Raw genomic sequence first — 17062 nt, 5'->3', positions numbered from 1 at the left:
GTATCCACCGGGCGCGTCCTTTACAGCTGACTACGCGGGTCGGTGGCGGTTCAGGAGTCGAGCGGTTCTGTGTGCTCTGGCGCCCCTGACTTGGCCAGTTGGAAATCCATGTATTCGTAAGCGATCCGGTGTGCCTGGGCGGTGTCGAACGCGTCTCCCGACAGCGCGCCGCGCAGCCACAACCCGTCGATCAGAGCGGCCAGGCCCCGTGCCGCACTGCGCGCCTCATCGACGGGCAACACGCGACGGAACTGGCAACACAGGTTGGAATACAGACGGTGATCGTTGATCCGCTGCAACCTGTGCAAAGACGGGTGATGCATGCTGGTGGCCCAGAAGGCCAGCCAGGTTTTCATTGCCGGGCCGTTGACCTGGCTGGCGTCGAAGTTGCCTTCGATGATCACCTTGAGGTGCGCCCGCGGGCTCGTATCCTCCAGCGCCTGACGGCGCGCGGTGACGTTCTCGCTCAGGACAGTCATCAGGTACTGGGCCGTGGCCGCGATCAGGCCATTCTTGTCCTGAAAGTAGTGACTGATGATGCCATTCGAGACACCGGCCAAGCGGGCAATCAGCGCAATGCTGGCGTCCCCCATCCCGACCTGATCGACAGCCTGCAACGTGGCTTCGATCAATTGCTGGCGGCGTATGGGTTGCATACCGACCTTGGGCATCTGCACATCTCCTTAGGCCATCCGGCGGACGGGTCACGTCCAGCCATCGAGGGCCAGTCTATTTTGTTTTGATTGAACGTTCAATCAACAAAGAATAAGCTCTGCGACAATTCGTCGCGATTTACCGAAATTTCCTACGAGTAAATGGCGCAGAAACAAGACATCCGAAGCCTGTGACCCACGATTTGCGGGGCAGGAGCTTTGTGGGTGTCTTTATAACACCCGCCGGTCGGCTGCCCACTTACCGATTGGTCGGGGATTGCGTGTCCTGTCCTTCTCTCGCACTGCCTGGAGCATCCGTGCAATGAGTTCTGCCTCTCTAATAAAAAACCCACCGCAGAAGGTGACGGTCAACGGTTGGGTGTTCTACACCTCCACCGTGTTGATCCTGCTGCTGACCGCCGTCCTGATCGCCACGCCGCAGGAGGCCGGTCGGTTGCTCGGCATCGCCCAGGCGTGGTTGTCCCGCAGCTTCGGCTGGTACTACATGGTGGTGATTGCGGCCTATCTGGTCTTCGTGGTCGGCCTGGCCTTTTCTTCCTACGGCAAGCTCAAGCTGGGCAGCCGGGACGATACGCCGGACTTCAGCTACGGGGCCTGGGCCGGGATGCTGTTTTCGTCGGGCATCGGCATTTCGCTGCTGTACTTCGGCGCCTCCGAGCCGTTGGATCACTTCTTCAATCCGCCGGAGGGTGCGGCCGGTACTCATCAGGCGGCGCGTCAGGCGGTGCAGCTGACCTTCCTGCATTGGGGCCTGCACGGTTGGGCGATCTACGCCCTGGTCGGCCTGGCCGTGGTGTATTTCGCCTACCGGCATCACCAACCACTGGCTTTGCGTTCGGCGTTGTATCCGCTGGTGGGCGAGCGCTGGGTCAAGGGCTCTGCCGGACACGCCGTGGACGGTTTCGGCATGTTCGTGACCCTGCTGGGGTTGGTGACTAACCTGGGGATCGGTTCCCTGCAGGTCGCGTCCGGGCTGGAAAACCTGTTTGGCATGGCACACAGCAACACCAACCTGCTGATCGTGATCATCGTCATGAGCACCGTGGCGACCATCGCGGCCGTGTCCGGCGTGGAAAACGGCATCCGCCGACTGTCCAACCTGAACATCGTGCTGTTCAGTTGCTTGCTGATCTTCGTCTTGCTGTTCGGTCCGACCCTGCACCTGCTCAACGGCTTCGTGCAGAACATCGGCGATTACCTCAACGGCGTGGTACTGAAGACTTTCGACCTGTATGTGTATCAGGGCGACGGCGCCGAGGCCGACCGCTGGCTGGGCCTGTGGACCCTGTTCTACTGGGCCTGGTGGATTTCCTGGGCGCCATTCGTGGGCATGTTCATTGCGCGTATTTCCCGTGGCCGCACGGTGCGCGAACTGGTGGCCGGCGTGTTGTTGATTCCCTTGGGTTTTACCTTGGCCTGGCTGTCGATCTTCGGTAACTCGGCCCTGGACCTGGTGATGAACCAGGGCGCCGTGGAACTGGGCAAGACGGCATTGGAACAGCCGTCCATGGCGATCTACCAATTGCTCGAACATTACCCTGCGTCGAAAGTGGTGATCGGCGTGTCGATCTTTGTGGGTTTCGTACTGTTCCTGACCCCGGCGGACTCCGGTGCAGTGATGATGGCCAACCTTTCGTGCAAGGGCGGCACCGTGGATGAAGATGCGCCACATTGGCTGCGGATCTTCTGGTCGGTGGTGATTACGCTGGTGACCATCGGTCTGTTGTTTGCCGGTAACTTCGAAGCCATGCAAACCATGGTGGTGCTGGCCGGATTGCCGTTCTCGGTGGTGCTGGTGTTCTTCATGTTTGGCTTGCACAAGGCCATGCGCCGGGACGTGCAGATCGAGCAGGAGTCCGTGGTACTGCAAGGGAGCCGTGCCGCTGCCTGAGGCATCGGCCCATCTTCAGCACTAACAAAAACGCCGCGATCTCTCGCGGCGTTTTTGTTGGTGTGGGCTCAGCCCAGGTTCTTGCCGAGCAGCGCGTGGTACAACTCGCTGTCGCCGAGGATCCCGACCACTTTCTGGTTGTCGTGGAGCACCAGTTTGTTGCCGGTCTGGTAGCGGATCTGCAGGGCATCGCGCATACCGATGTTGGAATCCACCAGCGTCGGGCGACGGCCCAGGCCCTCGACCGATTGGCCCGGCGCCCAATTCTGCAGGTCCAGGGTGGCGCCATTCTGCCGTGCGCCCTTGATGGTGTTGCCTTCGGCCAGATCGAGCCAGGAGTCGCCGCCCGGATCCAGGCACACCGAACCGTTGATGCGCTTGCAGTTGTCCAGGGTGCGCATCAGGCTGCGACCGCAGAGCACGTTGAGCGGGTTGGTATGGGCGACGAAGGTGCGCACATAGTCGTCCGCCGGGTTCAGCACGATCTCTTCCGGCTTGCTGTACTGGATGATCTTGCCGTCCTTCATGATCGCGATACGGCTGCCCAGTTTCAGGGCTTCGTCCAGGTCATGGCTGACGAACACGATGGTCTTCTGCAGTTTGCGTTGCAGTACCAGCAGCTCATCCTGCAGGCCTTGACGGATCAGCGGGTCGAGGGCCGAGAAGGGTTCGTCCATCAGCAGGATATCGGCGTCCATCGCCAGGGCGCGGGCCAGGCCGACCCGTTGCTGCATACCGCCGGACAGCTCGTTGGGTTTCTTGTTGCGCCACTGGGTCAGGCCCACCAGCTCGAGTTTCTCATCCACCAGCTTGCGCCGTTCCTTCTCGGGACGACCCTGCATTTCCAGGCCGAAGCTGATGTTCTCGCGCACGGTCAGCCAAGGCATCAGGGCGAACTTCTGGAACACCATGGCGATGCGCTTGGTGCGCATCATCTTCAGTTCGGCGGGGGAGCAGGAGGCGATGTCGATCTGTCGCCCTTCGTGCTCGACGAACAGCTTGCCACGACTGACGGTGTTCAAGCCGTTGATGCAGCGCAGCAGGCTGGATTTGCCGGACCCGGAAAGGCCCATCAGGACGCAGATCTCACCTTTCTCGATGGACAGGCTGGCTTTTTCCACGCCGACGATCAGGCCGGTCTGCTGCAGGATCTCAGGACGCGAAAAACCTTTGTCCAGCAGGTCCAGTGCGGCCTTGGGGCGGTTGGAGAAAATGACATCGACGTCTTCGAAACGAATGATGCTCATGCGTCACCCCCTGCTTTTGCGTCGGGTTGTTTGCAGATTCGGTCGAGCATGATCGCCAGCAGTACGATTGCCAGGCCTGCTTCGAAGCCCAGGGCGATATCGGCGGTGTTCAGTGCGTTGACCACGGGTTTGCCCAGGCCATCGGCGCCCACCAGCGCGGCGATCACCACCATCGACAACGACAGCATGATGCACTGGGTGACACCGGCCGCGATGCTGGGCATCGCATGGGGCAGTTCGATGCGCGACAGGAGCTGGCGACGGGAGCAGCCAAAGGCCTTGCCGGCGTCCATCAGTTCTTCCGGAACGTCGCAGATGCCCAGGTAGGTCAGGCGGATGGGCGCGGCAATCGCGAACACCACCGTTGAGATCAGGCCCGGGACCACACCCAGACCGAAAAGGGTCAGGGTAGGAATGAGGTACACGAAGGTCGGTACGGTCTGCATCAGATCGAGCACCGGACGCATCATCGTGTAGAACATCGGCTTGTGCGCGGCAACAATGCCCAGCGGCACGCCGATCACTACGCAAACCAGGGTGGCGAACATCACCTGGGCGAGGGTTTCCATGGTTTCCTGCCAGTAACCCAGGTTCAGGATCAGTAGAAACGACGCGATGACGAATACCGTCAGGCCCCATTTGCGCTGGATGAAGTGTGCCAGCAGGGCGATAAGGCCGATCAACGCCAGCGGGTTGAACCAGGTCAGCGCAAATGTCACGCCGTGGATCATCGCTTCAAGTGACGCGGCGATGGCATCGAAGGTACTGGCACCGTGTTGCGTCAGCCATTCGACGAAGCTCGCGATGTACTGGCCTAAGGGTATTTTCTGATCAATCAGCATGGTATGAACGTCCGCATGCAAGGGATAAACAGCCCGGGCGGGCGAACCTGCCCGGCATAACGATTACTGGGCGAGCTTGGCTTTCACGGCTTCCAGGCCAGGTTTACCGTCAATGGTGGTCACGCCAGCGAGCCAGGTATCGAGTACTTGTGGGTTTTTCTGCAGCCAGGCCTTGGCGGCGGCCTCCGGCTTCATCTTGTCGTCGAGCACGTTGCCCATCAGTTTGCTTTCCATGTCGACGGTGAACTCGAGGTTCTTCAACAACTGGCCGACATTGCTGCATTCCTGGGTGTAACCCTTGCGGGTGTTGGTCGCTACGGTGGCCGCGCCGAAGTCCGGACCGAAGAAATCATCGCCGCCGGTCAGGTACTGGATCTTGAAGCGGGTATTCATCGGGTGCGGTGCCCAGCCGAGGAACACCACGTCGGTGCCGCGTTTCGACGCCCGCTCAACCTGCGACAGCATGCCCGCTTCGCTGGATTCGACGACCTTGAAGCCGGCGTCCTTCAGACCGAAGGCGTTCTTGTCGATCATGCTCTGGATCAGACGGTTGCCATCGTTGCCCGGCTCGATGCCGTAGATCTTGCCGTCGAGTTCTTTCTTGAATTTGGCGATGTCTTTGAAATCCTTGAGCCCTTTTTCATATAAGGCTTCGGGAACCGCCAGGGTGTACTTCGCGCCTGTGAGGTTGGTCCGCACGGTTTCCACGGTGCCGGCATCGCGGTAGGCCTTGATGTCGTTCTCCATGGTCGGCATCCAGTTGCCGAGGAATACATCCATGTTCTTGCCGTCGGCCAGGGACTTGTAGGTCACCGGTACGGAAATCATGGTGGTCTTGGTCTTGTAGCCCAGGGCCTGGAGAATCACGCTGGTGGTGGCGGTGGTCACGGTGATGTCGGTCCAGCCGACGTCGGAAAAGTTGACGGTGCTGCATTGCTCGGGTTCAGCTGCGTTGGCCAGCATCGGAAGACTCAGCATGGCGGCCAACAACAACGGCTTGGAACCTTTCATGAGTGGACTCCTGGTGTTTTATCGGCGGTGTCCGGTCGGACATCCGCGCTTTGTATGAGTGTTGCGGTTGGTGGCGCGTGAACACTGTCTCGACACGCGGCCTTGAAAACGAGCCGTAACCGATCATGTACCAGTGCAAATCTGTCGCCTACAGGGTGGGTCGTATCCAGTACAGGGATGGTCGCATCCAGTGTCGGTGACGTCGTTTACAGATTTTTTCCGCCCTTGGTCGGCCTCTGACACGCAAAAAAACGGCGCAGGAGCCTGTCGTAAACCGGGCGACGTTGGTGGGCATGATTGCGTCGGTGTCAGACGTCGAACCCCAAGGCAAAAGCCGGATGATGCGGCCATCCCGGCGTTGAGCGTAGCAGCTCCGTCACTGGGCGCTCCGGTGCCCGTTCTGGAGGTTCTAGGCAATGGCAATCAGTGTTTTCGACCTGTTTAAAATCGGTATCGGTCCGTCCAGTTCCCACACCGTGGGGCCCATGCGCGCCGCGGCGCTGTTCGTTGAGGCGCTGCGTGGTATGTCGCTTCTGGAGAAAGTGCGCCGGATCGAAGTGCAGTTATATGGTTCGTTGTCGGCCACCGGTATTGGCCATGGCAGCGACAACGCGGTGATCATGGGCTTGATGGGAGAGTGGCCGGACGCAATCGACCCGTCGCAGATCGGCCCGCGCATCGAGCGGCTGCGCGAAACCGAAACCCTGCTGCTGGATAATCGCCTGTCGGTGCCATTCGTCTGGGCACGGGACATGCGCCTGATCGATGAAAACCTGCCGTTCCACCCCAACGCGATGACGCTGGTGGCCGAAGGCGACGACGGCGAGTTGCACCGTGACACTTATTATTCGGTTGGCGGCGGCTTCGTGGTCGATCAGGCCCAAGCGTCCAGCGGCGTGGTGGACCTGGACACTACCGAGTTGCCTTACGATTTTTCCAGTGCCGAAGCGTTGCTTGAGCTGTGTCGCACCCACAACCTGCGCGTAGCCGAGTTGATGATGGCCAACGAAAAGGTCTGGCGTTCGGAAGAAGAAATTCGCAGCGGCCTGATGAAACTCTGGCGAGCCATGCAGGAATGCGTCGAGCATGGCCTCAAGCACGAAGGCATTCTGCCCGGCGGTTTGAACGTGCGTCGGCGTGCGGCCAAATTGCACCGCAGTTTGCAGGAGCTGAACAAGCCCAATGTCATCGGCTCGACTTTGAGCGCGATGGAATGGGTCAACCTGTACGCCCTGGCGGTCAACGAGGAGAACGCTGCCGGTGGGCGCATGGTAACGGCGCCGACGAATGGCGCGGCGGGCATCATTCCGGCGGTGCTGCATTACTTCATGAAGTTCAGCGAGGACGTCACCGACGCCAACGTGGTGGATTATTTCCTCGGTGCGGCGGCGGTGGGCATTCTGTGCAAGAAGAATGCGTCGATCTCCGGCGCTGAAGTCGGCTGCCAGGGTGAAGTGGGCTCGGCCTGCGCCATGGCCGCGGCAGGGCTGGCGGAGGTGCTGGGCGCTACGCCGGAACAACTGTGCAATGCGGCGGAAATCGGCCTGGAGCATAACCTTGGCCTGACTTGCGATCCGGTGGGTGGTCTGGTGCAGGTGCCGTGCATCGAGCGCAACGCCATTGCCGCCGTGAAAGCTATCAACGCTGCGCAGATGGCCCTGCGCGGCGACGGCCAGCATTTCATTTCCCTGGATCGGGTGATCCGCACCATGCGTGATACCGGCGCCGACATGCATGACAAATATAAAGAAACTTCGCGGGGCGGGTTGGCGGTGAGTGCGGTGGAGTGCTGACAACACGCCACAGAAAGCCTTCACCGGTCCTGATGGTGATCTGCAAATCGCTCGAAAAATGAGCAGCAAGTCGAAAACACGCCACCTTTTAGCGCGTCGCTAACAGACAAGACGCCATTTGTCGGGCCAGCCGTTTTACGGCGCCCGACCGTTCGTCACCCGTCCTGTGGTGATACCGGTTGCGCAAGCGGCGCAGCCCAGTTCCCACAAGTGCTACCGAACTGCTCACCGTCCACCGTGACAGCCGTCGCCAGCCGAGAATAGTGCTGATATCCATACTCGATGCGCGCCTTGTTTAGACGGGACGCGATGTCGTTTTCAGGAGTTATTGAACACACATTCAACTTTAGGCACGGCAATTGCTCTATCACCAAAAAGCCCGTCTCTGGCAACAGGACGATGGCAATAACAAGAGCCTCCGCCTGAGGCCATCACCCGCTTTGTGTGAGGAGATACCGCGATGACGACGTCCAACTCCGGGGCCCAACCCCAGAACCGTGCGCCTCAATCCATCGGCTTTTTGCTGCTGGACAATTTCACGCTGATTTCCCTGGCGTCCGCGGTAGAACCGCTACGCATGGCCAACCAGTTATCCGGTCGCGAGCTGTATCGCTGGACCACCCTCACCGTCGACGGCGGGCAAGTCTGGGCCAGTGACGGTCTGCAGATCACCCCCGATGCCTCCATGCACAAAGCACCACACCTGGACACTGTCATCGTGTGTGGCGGTATCGGCATCCAGCGCACCGTGACCCGTGAGCACGTGTCCTGGTTGCAAGGCCAGGCCCGCCAATCGCGTCGCCTGGGCGCGGTCTGCACCGGCAGTTGGGCCCTGGCCTGCGCCGGCCTGCTGGACGGCTTCGATTGCAGCGTGCACTGGGAATGCCTGGCCGCGATGCAGGAAGCTTTCCCGCGGGTGTCGATGAGTACTCGTCTGTTCACCCTCGACCGCAACCGCTTCACCAGCTCTGGCGGCACCGCGCCGTTGGACATGATGCTGCACCTGATCAGTCGCGATCATGGTCGCGAGCTGTCGGCGGCTATTTCCGAAATGTTCGTCTATGAGCGCATCCGCAACGAACAGGATCACCAACGCGTGCCGCTCAAGCACATGCTCGGCACCAACCAGCCGAAGCTGCAGGAAATCGTGGCGCTGATGGAGGCCAATCTGGAAGAGCCGATCGACCTCGATGAACTGGCGGTGTATGTCGCCGTGTCCCGGCGTCAGCTGGAGCGTTTGTTCCAGAAATACCTGCATTGCTCGCCGTCGCGCTATTACCTCAAGCTGCGGCTGATCCGGGCACGGCAACTGCTCAAGCAGACGCCGATGTCGATCATCGAAGTGGCCTCGGTGTGCGGTTTCGTCTCCACGCCGCACTTCTCCAAGTGCTACCGCGAATACTTCGGCATTCCGCCACGGGACGAGCGCGTCGGTTCCAACACCACGCAACAGGTCGCCATGGTGCCGCTGCCACAGGCCATGGTGCTATCGCCGTTGTCCGGCCCGCTGTCGGCGTTGAGCCAGGCGCGTAATGAGTCGACGTTTGCCAGTGTGAGGCTGTAGACCGAGGCGCTTTCATCGCGAGCAGGCTCGCTCCCACAGGATCTGCGGTGTGCACACTATCTGTTGCATCCGCAAAGTCCCCTGTGGGAGCGAGCCTGCTCGCGATTGGTTTCAGGTGTTGTGGTTTTTCTGGTAATCCGCCAATGCCGGCAACAACTGCTCTTCGATCGCCTGGCGAACGGCCGGCAATATGGTTGCGCTGCTGGTGTACATGTCCCTGACCATACGACGCAGGTCGTTGGCGCGAGCGTTGTCCAGGCCGCGCACGGCGCACAGGCAGGCCTGCTCGGCGGTGTAGCCGTTGGGTATCTGCAGGCCCAGGGACTTGAGGTGGCCCAACAGGTCTTCCTGGTCGATCAAATCGGCGTACATCATGACGCTTTTCCTTGTTCGGGGATTGGGGTCTGCCTCGATTCTGGTAGCCACCCGAAGCGGCGGCAAGGGTAGATTGTCGCAATGGCACGGATACCTATGAACAGGTCGTTTTCGGTTAACTCCTCACGGCGGCGACTGGGGCACACTGGCCTCAAGCTGGATCACGATGGTTTGGTCACCCTCGCGGGAAAGCTCCTCCAGTAACGCAACCTGCCCCGATCCTGTCACGGCTTGATCGGGGATTTTTTTGCCTGGGTGAATCAGGTGTTGAGGTGGCGTCGCTGAGACCGTTTTCGCGAGCAAGCCCGCTCCCACATTGAAAAGCGTACTCCTGTGGGAGCGGGCTTGCTCGCGAATCGCCGTTACGCGGTCTAGCGTTGCAACACCAGGATCCGCGACAACAGCTCATCCCGATCAACATAGCAACCCTGGAAATGCCTGCCTCCGGTAGCCGGGTCGAAGGCATTGCGTGCGTGAAGGGTGCGGCGGTTGTCAAAGCACCAGAGCTGGCCAGGCTCCAGGCGCTGCATGACTCGGAATCGTGATTCGCGGGTCAGGGCGATGAAGCGGCGATAGGCGCGATAGAGTCTCGGCATCTGCTCGACCGACGTGTCGAACGGCCCGCGCAGGAAATTCGCCATACGGACTTCGGCAACCTGTCCCAGGGCATCCAAAGCGATGATGGGCGCCAGGCAGCGGTAGTCGCTGTGGCGGTCCTTGTTGCGAAACTCCACCGGGATCCGGCACAGCGCATCGAAGGCCTCCGGGTCTTCCTGGCGCAAGGCCTCGGCGATGGCAAAGCCGTCGACAAAAATGCTCTCGCCGCCCTCGGCGTCGTTCACCAGGCAATGCAAGAACTGCAAGCCCGGCTGCAATTCGCGGGTCGGCAAGTCGCTGTGCAGGGGCAGGTTGAAAGCGGTGTAGGCATTGCTGTCGGCGTCGGCCTTCGATTGCACGTTGAACAGCACGCCGAAGTTGCTCTCTCGAATGAAGGAGATTTTCTGGGCGACCCGTTTCAGCGAACCGGGCTCGGTAGGGACGCCGCGCACCTGAGTCAGGCCGATGTCGCGTACTGCCAGCAGCCATTGCAGCAAGGCGCCGGCATCGTCCATCAGGGCCTGGTAATCGAATACCGGTATTTGCAAGTCGCGCTGCCAGAGCTGGCGCTGGGGCCTGTTCGCCAGGCGCTCGGCCCTGGACTGGTCGTCGTAGGCATGGGCGCGCAGCCAGCCTGGGTCGAAGCGGCTCTGGTGACCGTCCTGCCAATCCACGCACAGACAGCCTTCGTCGTCGAGGCGTGTCGCGGTCGGTGCCAGGTCTTCAGGCACATCGACGATTTCCAACACCTGTTCGCGGGTGACGGTGTAGACGCATAGAGGGCAAGGGCAATTGTCCCGCAACCATTGATGGTGAAACGGACTGATCCGGCCATCGGCCCAGGTGACCTGCACCCGGTCGGCCAGAGACGTTGCAGCGGTCAGTGCCTGAACCAATGGGTACCGGCGGAAGTCGGCAAATGCGGCGGCGGTGTTCATGACGGTCTCCAGTCCTATCGGGCAGGGGGCAGGGCGATAACCCGACCGATGTAGGCCGGGGGCGGCAGGTCGGCTTGAGCCTCGAGCAACGCCTTGAGTTTGCCCAGGGTCGGTTCCGTGAAAGGCGCCGAGTGCGGGCCGGCCAGGTCGACGTGAAGCAGCATTTGCTCATTACCCGCCAGCGCTTTATCCCCGCCGGCCAAGTGCAGGCTGTGGTAGAGGTGAAGGCGCTTCGCATCATGGCCGATGATTTGCGTGCGTACTTCCACGTCGACGTCCACCTTCACTTCGTGCAGGTAGTTAAGGTGCAGTTCGAGGGTGAACAGCGAATGGCCGCTGGCGTCACGGTTCAGGCTATCCATGCCGAGCAGGTCCATCAACGCGTCGGTGGCGTAGCTGAAAATCAGCAGGTAATAGGCGTCGCGCAGATGGCCGTTGTAATCGACCCATTCGGGGCGGATGTGGGTTTGGTAGGTGGTGAGGGTGGGCATGATGACCATCCAAATTAAGATTGGGTTTATGTGGGGGCGGGCTTGCTCGCGAAAGCGGTCTATCGGCTAGAAAATTTTTAGCGGATGTACTGGCCTCTTCGCGAGCAAGCTCGCTCCCACAAGGTTATTCGGTGAAGTCCATGCCGTGTTTGGCCTTGGTGGTTTTCACCGCTTCCAACACCGCCAGCAAGCAATCATCGCGATAGCGCTCCAGGGCCGGGATGCTGTGGTTGCCCAGTTGTTCACGCGTTCCGTCTACCACATCGTCGATCAGTTTCTCGGTCAGTTCCGGGGCCGGCAGGTAGGTCCACGGCAGTTGCAGGGCCGGGCCGAACTGAGCCATGAAGTGACGCATCCCGGCGTCGCCGCCGGCCAGGGTGTACGTCAGGAACGTGCCCATGAACGACCAGCGCAGCCCTGCGCCAAAGCGGATGGCGTCATCGATCTCACCCGTGGTGGCCACGCCGTCGTTGACCAGATGCAGCGCCTCGCGCCACAGCGCTTCGAGCAGTCGGTCGGCGATGAAGCCGGGTACTTCCTTGCGCACGTGCAGGGGTCGCATGCCCAGGGATTCATACACTTGCATGGCGGCCTGGACCGCCTCGGGCGCGGTGTGCCTGCCGCCCACCACCTCCACCAGCGGTAACAAATACACCGGGTTGAACGGATGGCCGACCACGCAGCGCTCCGGGTGGGTGGACCCTTCGTAAAACTCGCTCGGCAACAGCCCCGAGGTGCTGGAGCCGATCAATGCGTCCGGCTTGGCAGCGGCGCTGATCTGGCTGTGCAGCTCGAGTTTGAGTTCCAGGCGTTCGGGGGCACTTTCCTGGATGAAGTCGGCGTCGCGCACGCATTCTTCGATGGTGGTGACGAAACGCAGGCGGTCCTGGGAGGCACCGGGCGCCAAGCCCTGTTTTTCCAGCGCACCCCAGGCATTGGCAACACGTTTGCGCAGCGCCGCTTCGGCGCCCGGCGCGGGGTCCCAGGCTACGACGTCAAGGCCATGGGCCAGGGCGCGGCTGACCCAGCCGCTGCCGATCACACCGCTGCCCAGGGCGGCGAAGGTTTTGATGTCCGTGATAAAGCGCATGGTGATTTCCTAAAGGGGATTAACTGTCTCCCGTGGGAGCAAGGCTTGCCCGCGATAGCGGCGATACATTCAGCGCTAATGTCGACTGATACATCGTCATCGCGGGCAAGCCTTGCTCCCACAGGGTTTGGAGTCGGTTCTGGCTAGCTACGCTTGGTCAGCCCCATCTTTTTGCGACCTTCAGCCGGGGTGAGCACCCGCGCCCCTAGGCGACTGAGAATTTCGCGGGCGCGTTCGACCAGCTGCCCATTGGTGGCAAGCACGCCCTTGTCCAGCCACAGGTTGTCTTCCAGCCCGACCCGCACGTTGCCGCCGAGCAGTACCGCCTGGGCGGCCATCGGCATTTGCATGCGGCCGATACCAAAGCCGGCCCACACCGCGTCCGGCGGCAGGTTGTCGACCATGGCTTTCATGGTGGTGGTGTCGGCCGGCGCGCCCCACGGGATGCCGAGGCAGAGTTGGAACAGCGGGTCGTCCAACAGGCCTTCCTTGATCATCTGCTTGGCGAACCACAGGTGGCCGGTGTCGAAGATTTCCAGTTCGGCCTTGACCCCCAATTCGGTGATGCGCCTGGCGCCAGCGCGCAGCTGCGCCGGGGTGGAGACATAAATGGTGTCGCCGTCGCCGAAGTTCAGGGTGCCGCAATCCAGGGTGCAGATTTCCGGCAGCAGCTCCTCGACATGGGCCAGGCGAGTCAACGGGCCCACCAGGTCGGTGTTGGGGCCGAACTCCATGGGGCGTTCACCGGCACCGATTTCCAGGTCGCCCCCCATGCCGGCGGTGAGGTTGACGATGATGTCCACGTCCGCCTCGCGGATGCGCTCCATTACTTCACGGTACAGCGCCACATCGCGGCTGAACTTGCCGGTCCGGGGATCGCGAACATGGCAATGCACTACGGTGGCTCCGGCCTTGGCAGCCTCGACGGCGGCCTCGGCGATCTGCTTCGGAGTGACCGGTACGTGAGGGCTCTTGGCGGTTGTGTCGCCAGCACCGGTGAGTGCGCAGGTGATGATGACGTCGTGGTTCATGGTGCGATTTCCTTCAGGCGTGTTAAGTCACTGCGCAGCCGTTCGGCAGCTGCGCAGATGGAGATCGTTCGATCAGTTACTGGTCAGTTTCAGGTTGTCGGCGGCTGGCTTGCCGTCGAAGGTGGTCACACCTTCCAGCCAGCGTTGTTTGTCCTGCGGATGGTCCTTGAGCCATTGTCGGGCCGACTCCAGCGGATCCTTGTGATCGAGCAGCGGCTGCATCATCCGGCTCTCGTCTTCGGCGCTGAAGGTCAGGTTGCTCAGCAGGCGGTTGACGTTAGGGCACTGCTCGGCGTAGTTCGGTGCGGTGACGGTCCAGACGGTGGCCTTGCCTTCGTTCGGGCCGAGGGCATCGTCGCTGCCGGTCAGGTAGGTCATCTGCACGTTGACGTTCATGGGGTGGGGCGCCCAGCCGAAGAACACCACGGCTTCCTTGCGCCGTACGGCGCGGTCCACCGCCGCGAGCATGCCGGCCTCGCTGGACTCCACCAGTTGGAATTTGCCCAGGCCGAACTGGTTCTTGGCGATCATCGCCTTGATCTGGGTATTGGCGCCGGAGCCCGGCTCGATGCCATAGATCTTGCCGCCCAGCTCCTTCTCGAATTTCGCGATGTCGGCGAAGGTCTTCAGGCCCTTGTCGGCCAGGTACGTCGGCACGGCCAGGGTGGCGCGTGCATCACCGAGGTTGGGCTGGTCCAACACCTTCACCTGCCTGGCTTCGACGAAGGGTGTGATGGTCTGGGTCATCAACGGGTTCCAGTAGCCAAGGAACATGTCCAGACGCTGGTCACGAATGCCGGCAAAGATGATCTGCTGGGAAGCGCTGGTCTGTTTGGTCTTGTAGCCGAGGCCGTCGAGTATCACTTGGGTCAAGGCGCTGGTGGCGATGACGTCGGTCCAGTTGACCACGCCCAGGCGCACGTTCTGACACGCGGCGGGCTCGGCTGCCATGGCTGCGCCGGTCAGGAAAGTAGTACCGCTCAAAGCAAGAACGCAGGTGCTGATCAATCGTTTCATCGCGGGGTCCTCGGCAGCTTATTGTTATGAGTGTCCGGCGTCTGTGCGCCGGTGATGTCAAGTTACGCAGCCGGCCCCTTTGCAAAACGCACTGCGGCGACGCGCACTTGCACTGCAGCGACCTCTTGAACGGCTCAGGCAAGTGGCGTATCAAGGTCCCCACGCTACCCGTCGGTCGAGTGCGCCATGTCCCAGGATTTCTACTTTCTGTTGATGCCAGGTTTTTCGGCCATTGGCTTCATTTCGGCCATCGAGCCGTTACGGGTTGCCAATCGCTTTCGTGGCGAACTGTACCGCTGGCATGTGTTGAGTGCCGATGGCGGGGCGGTGCTGGCGAGCAACGGCATGTCGGTCAACGCCGATGCTGCACTGGAACCCTTGAAGAAAGGCGCGACCTTGTGGGTGGTGGCGGGGTTCGAGCCGTTGAAATTCGCCACCCCGACGCTGGAGCGTTGGTTGCACCGGTTGGACAGCGATGGCGTGACCCTGGGCGGTATCGACACGGGCAGCGTGATCCTGGCCGAGGCGGGGTTGCTGGAGGGCCATCGCGTGACCCTGCACTGGGAAGCGATCGAGGCGTTCAAGGAATCCTATCCAACGCTCAGCGTGACCCAGGAACTGTTCGAAATCGACCGCCGTCGTATCACCTGCGCCGGTGGCACCGCCTCCATCGATTTGATGCTCGACCTGATCGGCCAGGCCCACGGTGCCGACCTGGCGATCCAGGTCAGCGAGCAATTCGTGCTCGGGCGCATCCGGCCGCGCAAGGATCACCAGCGCATGGAGATCGCCAGCCGCTATGGCATTCGCAACAAGAAGCTGGTGCACGTCATCGGCGAGATGGAAGCACACAGCGAGCCGCCCCTGAGCACCCTGGCCCTGGCCGAATCCATCAATGTCACGCGGCGCCAGCTCGAGCGCCTGTTTCGCCTGCACCTGAACGACACCCCCAGCAACTTCTACCTGCGCCTGCGCCTGGAAAAGGCCCGGCAACTGCTGCGCCAGACTGACTTGAGCGTGCTGGAGGTGAGTATCGCCTGTGGGTTCGAGTCGCCGTCGTATTTCACACGCAGTTATCGAGCTCGGTTCGAGCGCTGTCCGCGAGAGGATCGGCGCAAGGTGGTCTGATGGCGTACACAGACCCTTGTGGGAGCGAGCCTGCTCGCTGCCACAGGAAATCTGCTTTGCCTGGGGGCATTATTGTTTCACCAACGCCGCACACGCCGCCTTGTACGCCTCATGCTGATACTTGTTCAGCGTCGTCGGCAAAGCGAAGTCATGCTTTTTGCTCTGGGCATTGATGGTCTGCGGTGACAGCAGTGTTACTTCGCAGCCTTCCAATAGCTGGAAAATCCCTTCGATCTTGAACGTGGTCGGGCCACCGGCGAACTCGCCTTTTTTGCTGCGCTTCTTGATGGCGATCCGTTCGATACCGTTTTCCAGCACAAACGCCCTTACCTGGGCGGCGAACACCTTGACGTTGGCAGCTTCGTCATCGTCGTCCAGGGTGATTTTCTTTGTGTTGTGCGCGACATGGCTCAAGCCCTGTTGACCCAGCGAGGCAACGGCGATGATGGCTTCGCTGCCTTTGATTTCAATGCCGCAGATGATCATTTGAGCCTTCGTGATGTGAGGTCTGGACCGCAAGTCTATCCCCATCGGCACCCGGGGGCGCCTGGAATTTGCCTCAGTCCATGGTTCTGCGCAGGTCCAGCATGATCTTGTCGAAATAATCGACCCGGATGATACCGAAGCGGGGGTATTCGAAGTCCAGGATCACATACAGCACGCAAACCATGACCGTCGCGTAGCCCAGGCTGTGCAGCCAATGGCGTTGCGCCGTGCCGGCCATGCCATAGCCGATCAGCACGGCGCTGACCAGGGTCATGGTCACCAGCATCAAGTAGATGATCAGAGGCGGGTGGGTTTCGTGGGCCACGGCGCGGGTGGTGGTGATGTCGAACATTTCGTTCTGCGCTTGCAGCAGGCTGGTTCCCAACGTCGGGGTGGGCATCTTCTGCAAGGCGCCGATCGTGCTTTTCCAGATGGTCCGCTGCAAGGCGTTGGCCCGGTCATGGGCCGCCTCGTCGACCTGATCCTCGCGCAAATCGCGGTAATACTCGATGCGGGCGTCGACATAGTCCCGGAACGCCTGGCGCACGCCGGGTTGCTCGCTGGCGGGCAACAGGTCCAGGCGCAGCCAGGCGGTGCCCATGGCGTTGGTTTCGGCAACGATCAGCGCTCGACGCTGATCCAGGCGCGAGGCGGCGCCGGAAAAGGTAAAGGCGATCAACAGCGCCAACAGGCCGAACACCGCGCCTTCAATCGCTCCAATACCCTGGCGGGCTCCCTCCGGGTCCAGGGCAAGATGGCGATTGCCGATCCGGTGACCAGCCTCGATGCCCACTATGATGGCGATAAAAATGATCACGCCGTAGAAGGGCAGGACGGTAAGCGCGTGCATACGATAATCCATTGATTGTCGTGCTCGACTTGTCTAT

16 protein-coding genes are annotated in these 17062 nt (G+C 61.1%); 4 read left to right on the top strand and 12 right to left on the bottom strand.

Features of this window, described 5'->3' with window-relative positions:
- Window positions 1–50 precede the first annotated feature (50 nt).
- Window positions 51–671, bottom strand: a complete 621-nt coding sequence (gene betI / locus LCU97_RS13065) for a transcriptional regulator BetI (RefSeq protein WP_232776710.1) — start codon at window positions 669–671, stop codon at window positions 51–53.
- A gap of 361 nt (window positions 672–1032) precedes the next feature.
- Between betI and LCU97_RS13060 the strand changes: the two genes are divergently transcribed.
- Window positions 1033–2565 carry a BCCT family transporter gene (locus LCU97_RS13060; RefSeq protein ID WP_232776972.1) on the top strand — a complete coding sequence of 511 codons (1533 nt, stop codon included), beginning with the start codon at window positions 1033–1035 and terminating at the stop codon, window positions 2563–2565.
- Window positions 2566–2633: 68 nt separating this feature from the next.
- Here LCU97_RS13060 and choV read toward each other — a convergent pair whose 3' ends face one another.
- The 3 genes from choV to LCU97_RS13045 all read right to left on the bottom strand — a co-directional run bounded on the left by choV (window position 2634) and on the right by LCU97_RS13045 (window position 5665).
- On the bottom strand, window positions 2634–3812 hold the full coding sequence (choV, locus tag LCU97_RS13055; RefSeq protein ID WP_053156090.1) for a choline ABC transporter ATP-binding protein: 1179 nt from the start codon (window positions 3810–3812) through the stop codon (window positions 2634–2636).
- On the bottom strand, window positions 3809–4654 hold the full coding sequence (choW, locus tag LCU97_RS13050; protein WP_053156093.1) for a choline ABC transporter permease subunit: 846 nt from the start codon (window positions 4652–4654) through the stop codon (window positions 3809–3811). Before choW ends, choV begins: the two co-directional genes overlap by 4 nt.
- A gap of 63 nt (window positions 4655–4717) precedes the next feature.
- Window positions 4718–5665 carry a choline ABC transporter substrate-binding protein gene (locus LCU97_RS13045; RefSeq protein ID WP_053156096.1) on the bottom strand — a complete coding sequence of 316 codons (948 nt, stop codon included), beginning with the start codon at window positions 5663–5665 and terminating at the stop codon, window positions 4718–4720.
- A gap of 416 nt (window positions 5666–6081) precedes the next feature.
- Here LCU97_RS13045 and LCU97_RS13040 point away from each other — a divergent pair, with 416 nt between their 5' ends.
- Both LCU97_RS13040 and gbdR read left to right on the top strand, forming a co-directional pair.
- The gene (locus LCU97_RS13040) at window positions 6082–7458 is read left to right on the top strand and encodes an L-serine ammonia-lyase (RefSeq protein WP_053156099.1); all 1377 of its coding nucleotides are present in this window, start codon (window positions 6082–6084) and stop codon (window positions 7456–7458) included.
- Window positions 7459–7918: 460 nt separating this feature from the next.
- Entirely contained in the window at window positions 7919–9022 is a 1104-nt protein-coding gene (gbdR, locus tag LCU97_RS13035) for a choline metabolism transcriptional regulator GbdR (RefSeq protein ID WP_053156102.1), read from the top strand.
- A gap of 111 nt (window positions 9023–9133) precedes the next feature.
- Here gbdR and LCU97_RS13030 read toward each other — a convergent pair whose 3' ends face one another.
- The 6 genes from LCU97_RS13030 to choX form a co-directional block, all read right to left on the bottom strand.
- Entirely contained in the window at window positions 9134–9397 is a 264-nt protein-coding gene (locus LCU97_RS13030) for a hypothetical protein (protein WP_053156105.1), read from the bottom strand.
- 371 nt (window positions 9398–9768) lie between these two features.
- Window positions 9769–10932, bottom strand: coding sequence for a gamma-butyrobetaine dioxygenase (locus tag LCU97_RS13025; protein ID WP_232776709.1), 1164 nt, complete (start codon window positions 10930–10932; stop codon window positions 9769–9771).
- A 14-nt stretch (window positions 10933–10946) separates the two neighbouring features.
- The gene (locus LCU97_RS13020) at window positions 10947–11423 is read right to left on the bottom strand and encodes a thioesterase family protein (RefSeq protein ID WP_053156116.1); all 477 of its coding nucleotides are present in this window, start codon (window positions 11421–11423) and stop codon (window positions 10947–10949) included.
- A 124-nt stretch (window positions 11424–11547) separates the two neighbouring features.
- A complete protein-coding gene (locus LCU97_RS13015; RefSeq protein ID WP_232776706.1) occupies window positions 11548–12513 on the bottom strand; it encodes an L-carnitine dehydrogenase in 966 nt (321 codons plus the stop codon).
- A 143-nt stretch (window positions 12514–12656) separates the two neighbouring features.
- On the bottom strand, window positions 12657–13544 hold the full coding sequence (locus tag LCU97_RS13010) for a BKACE family enzyme (RefSeq protein WP_232776704.1): 888 nt from the start codon (window positions 13542–13544) through the stop codon (window positions 12657–12659).
- 72 nt (window positions 13545–13616) lie between these two features.
- On the bottom strand, window positions 13617–14561 hold the full coding sequence (gene choX / locus LCU97_RS13005) for a choline ABC transporter substrate-binding protein (protein ID WP_053156126.1): 945 nt from the start codon (window positions 14559–14561) through the stop codon (window positions 13617–13619).
- 186 nt (window positions 14562–14747) lie between these two features.
- On the opposite strand from choX, the gene LCU97_RS13000 reads away from it, so the two are divergent.
- Entirely contained in the window at window positions 14748–15689 is a 942-nt protein-coding gene (locus LCU97_RS13000) for a GlxA family transcriptional regulator (protein ID WP_232776702.1), read from the top strand.
- 69 nt (window positions 15690–15758) lie between these two features.
- Here LCU97_RS13000 and LCU97_RS12995 read toward each other — a convergent pair whose 3' ends face one another.
- The gene (locus LCU97_RS12995) at window positions 15759–16175 is read right to left on the bottom strand and encodes a DUF3010 family protein (RefSeq protein ID WP_232776698.1); all 417 of its coding nucleotides are present in this window, start codon (window positions 16173–16175) and stop codon (window positions 15759–15761) included.
- Window positions 16176–16248: 73 nt separating this feature from the next.
- A complete protein-coding gene (locus LCU97_RS12990; protein ID WP_232776697.1) occupies window positions 16249–17025 on the bottom strand; it encodes a bestrophin-like domain in 777 nt (258 codons plus the stop codon).
- Between the last annotated feature and the right edge of the window lie 37 nt (window positions 17026–17062).

It is taken from the genome of Pseudomonas uvaldensis (genome assembly GCF_021271205.1).
Lineage (GTDB): Bacteria > Pseudomonadota > Gammaproteobacteria > Pseudomonadales > Pseudomonadaceae > Aquipseudomonas > Aquipseudomonas uvaldensis.
This window is presented reverse-complemented; position numbering and strand designations above follow the sequence as displayed.

Bases quoted from the DNA above. Each gene is read 5' to 3' on its own strand.
- betI (WP_232776710.1), bottom strand. From the start codon at position 671: ATGCCCAAGGTCGGTATGCAACCCATACGCCGCCAGCAATTGATCGAA.
- choV (WP_053156090.1), bottom strand. From the start codon at position 3,812: ATGAGCATCATTCGTTTCGAAGACGTCGATGTCATTTTCTCCAACCGC.
- choW (WP_053156093.1), bottom strand. From the start codon at position 4,654: ATGCTGATTGATCAGAAAATACCCTTAGGCCAGTACATCGCGAGCTTC.
- LCU97_RS13045 (WP_053156096.1), bottom strand. From the start codon at position 5,665: ATGAAAGGTTCCAAGCCGTTGTTGTTGGCCGCCATGCTGAGTCTTCCG.
- LCU97_RS13040 (WP_053156099.1), top strand. From the start codon at position 6,082: ATGGCAATCAGTGTTTTCGACCTGTTTAAAATCGGTATCGGTCCGTCC.
- gbdR (WP_053156102.1), top strand. From the start codon at position 7,919: ATGACGACGTCCAACTCCGGGGCCCAACCCCAGAACCGTGCGCCTCAA.
- LCU97_RS13030 (WP_053156105.1), bottom strand. From the start codon at position 9,397: ATGATGTACGCCGATTTGATCGACCAGGAAGACCTGTTGGGCCACCTC.
- LCU97_RS13025 (WP_232776709.1), bottom strand. From the start codon at position 10,932: ATGAACACCGCCGCCGCATTTGCCGACTTCCGCCGGTACCCATTGGTT.
- LCU97_RS13020 (WP_053156116.1), bottom strand. From the start codon at position 11,423: ATGCCCACCCTCACCACCTACCAAACCCACATCCGCCCCGAATGGGTC.
- LCU97_RS13015 (WP_232776706.1), bottom strand. From the start codon at position 12,513: ATGCGCTTTATCACGGACATCAAAACCTTCGCCGCCCTGGGCAGCGGT.
- LCU97_RS13010 (WP_232776704.1), bottom strand. From the start codon at position 13,544: ATGAACCACGACGTCATCATCACCTGCGCACTCACCGGTGCTGGCGAC.
- choX (WP_053156126.1), bottom strand. From the start codon at position 14,561: ATGAAACGATTGATCAGCACCTGCGTTCTTGCTTTGAGCGGTACTACT.
- LCU97_RS13000 (WP_232776702.1), top strand. From the start codon at position 14,748: ATGTCCCAGGATTTCTACTTTCTGTTGATGCCAGGTTTTTCGGCCATT.
- LCU97_RS12995 (WP_232776698.1), bottom strand. From the start codon at position 16,175: ATGATCATCTGCGGCATTGAAATCAAAGGCAGCGAAGCCATCATCGCC.
- LCU97_RS12990 (WP_232776697.1), bottom strand. From the start codon at position 17,025: ATGCACGCGCTTACCGTCCTGCCCTTCTACGGCGTGATCATTTTTATC.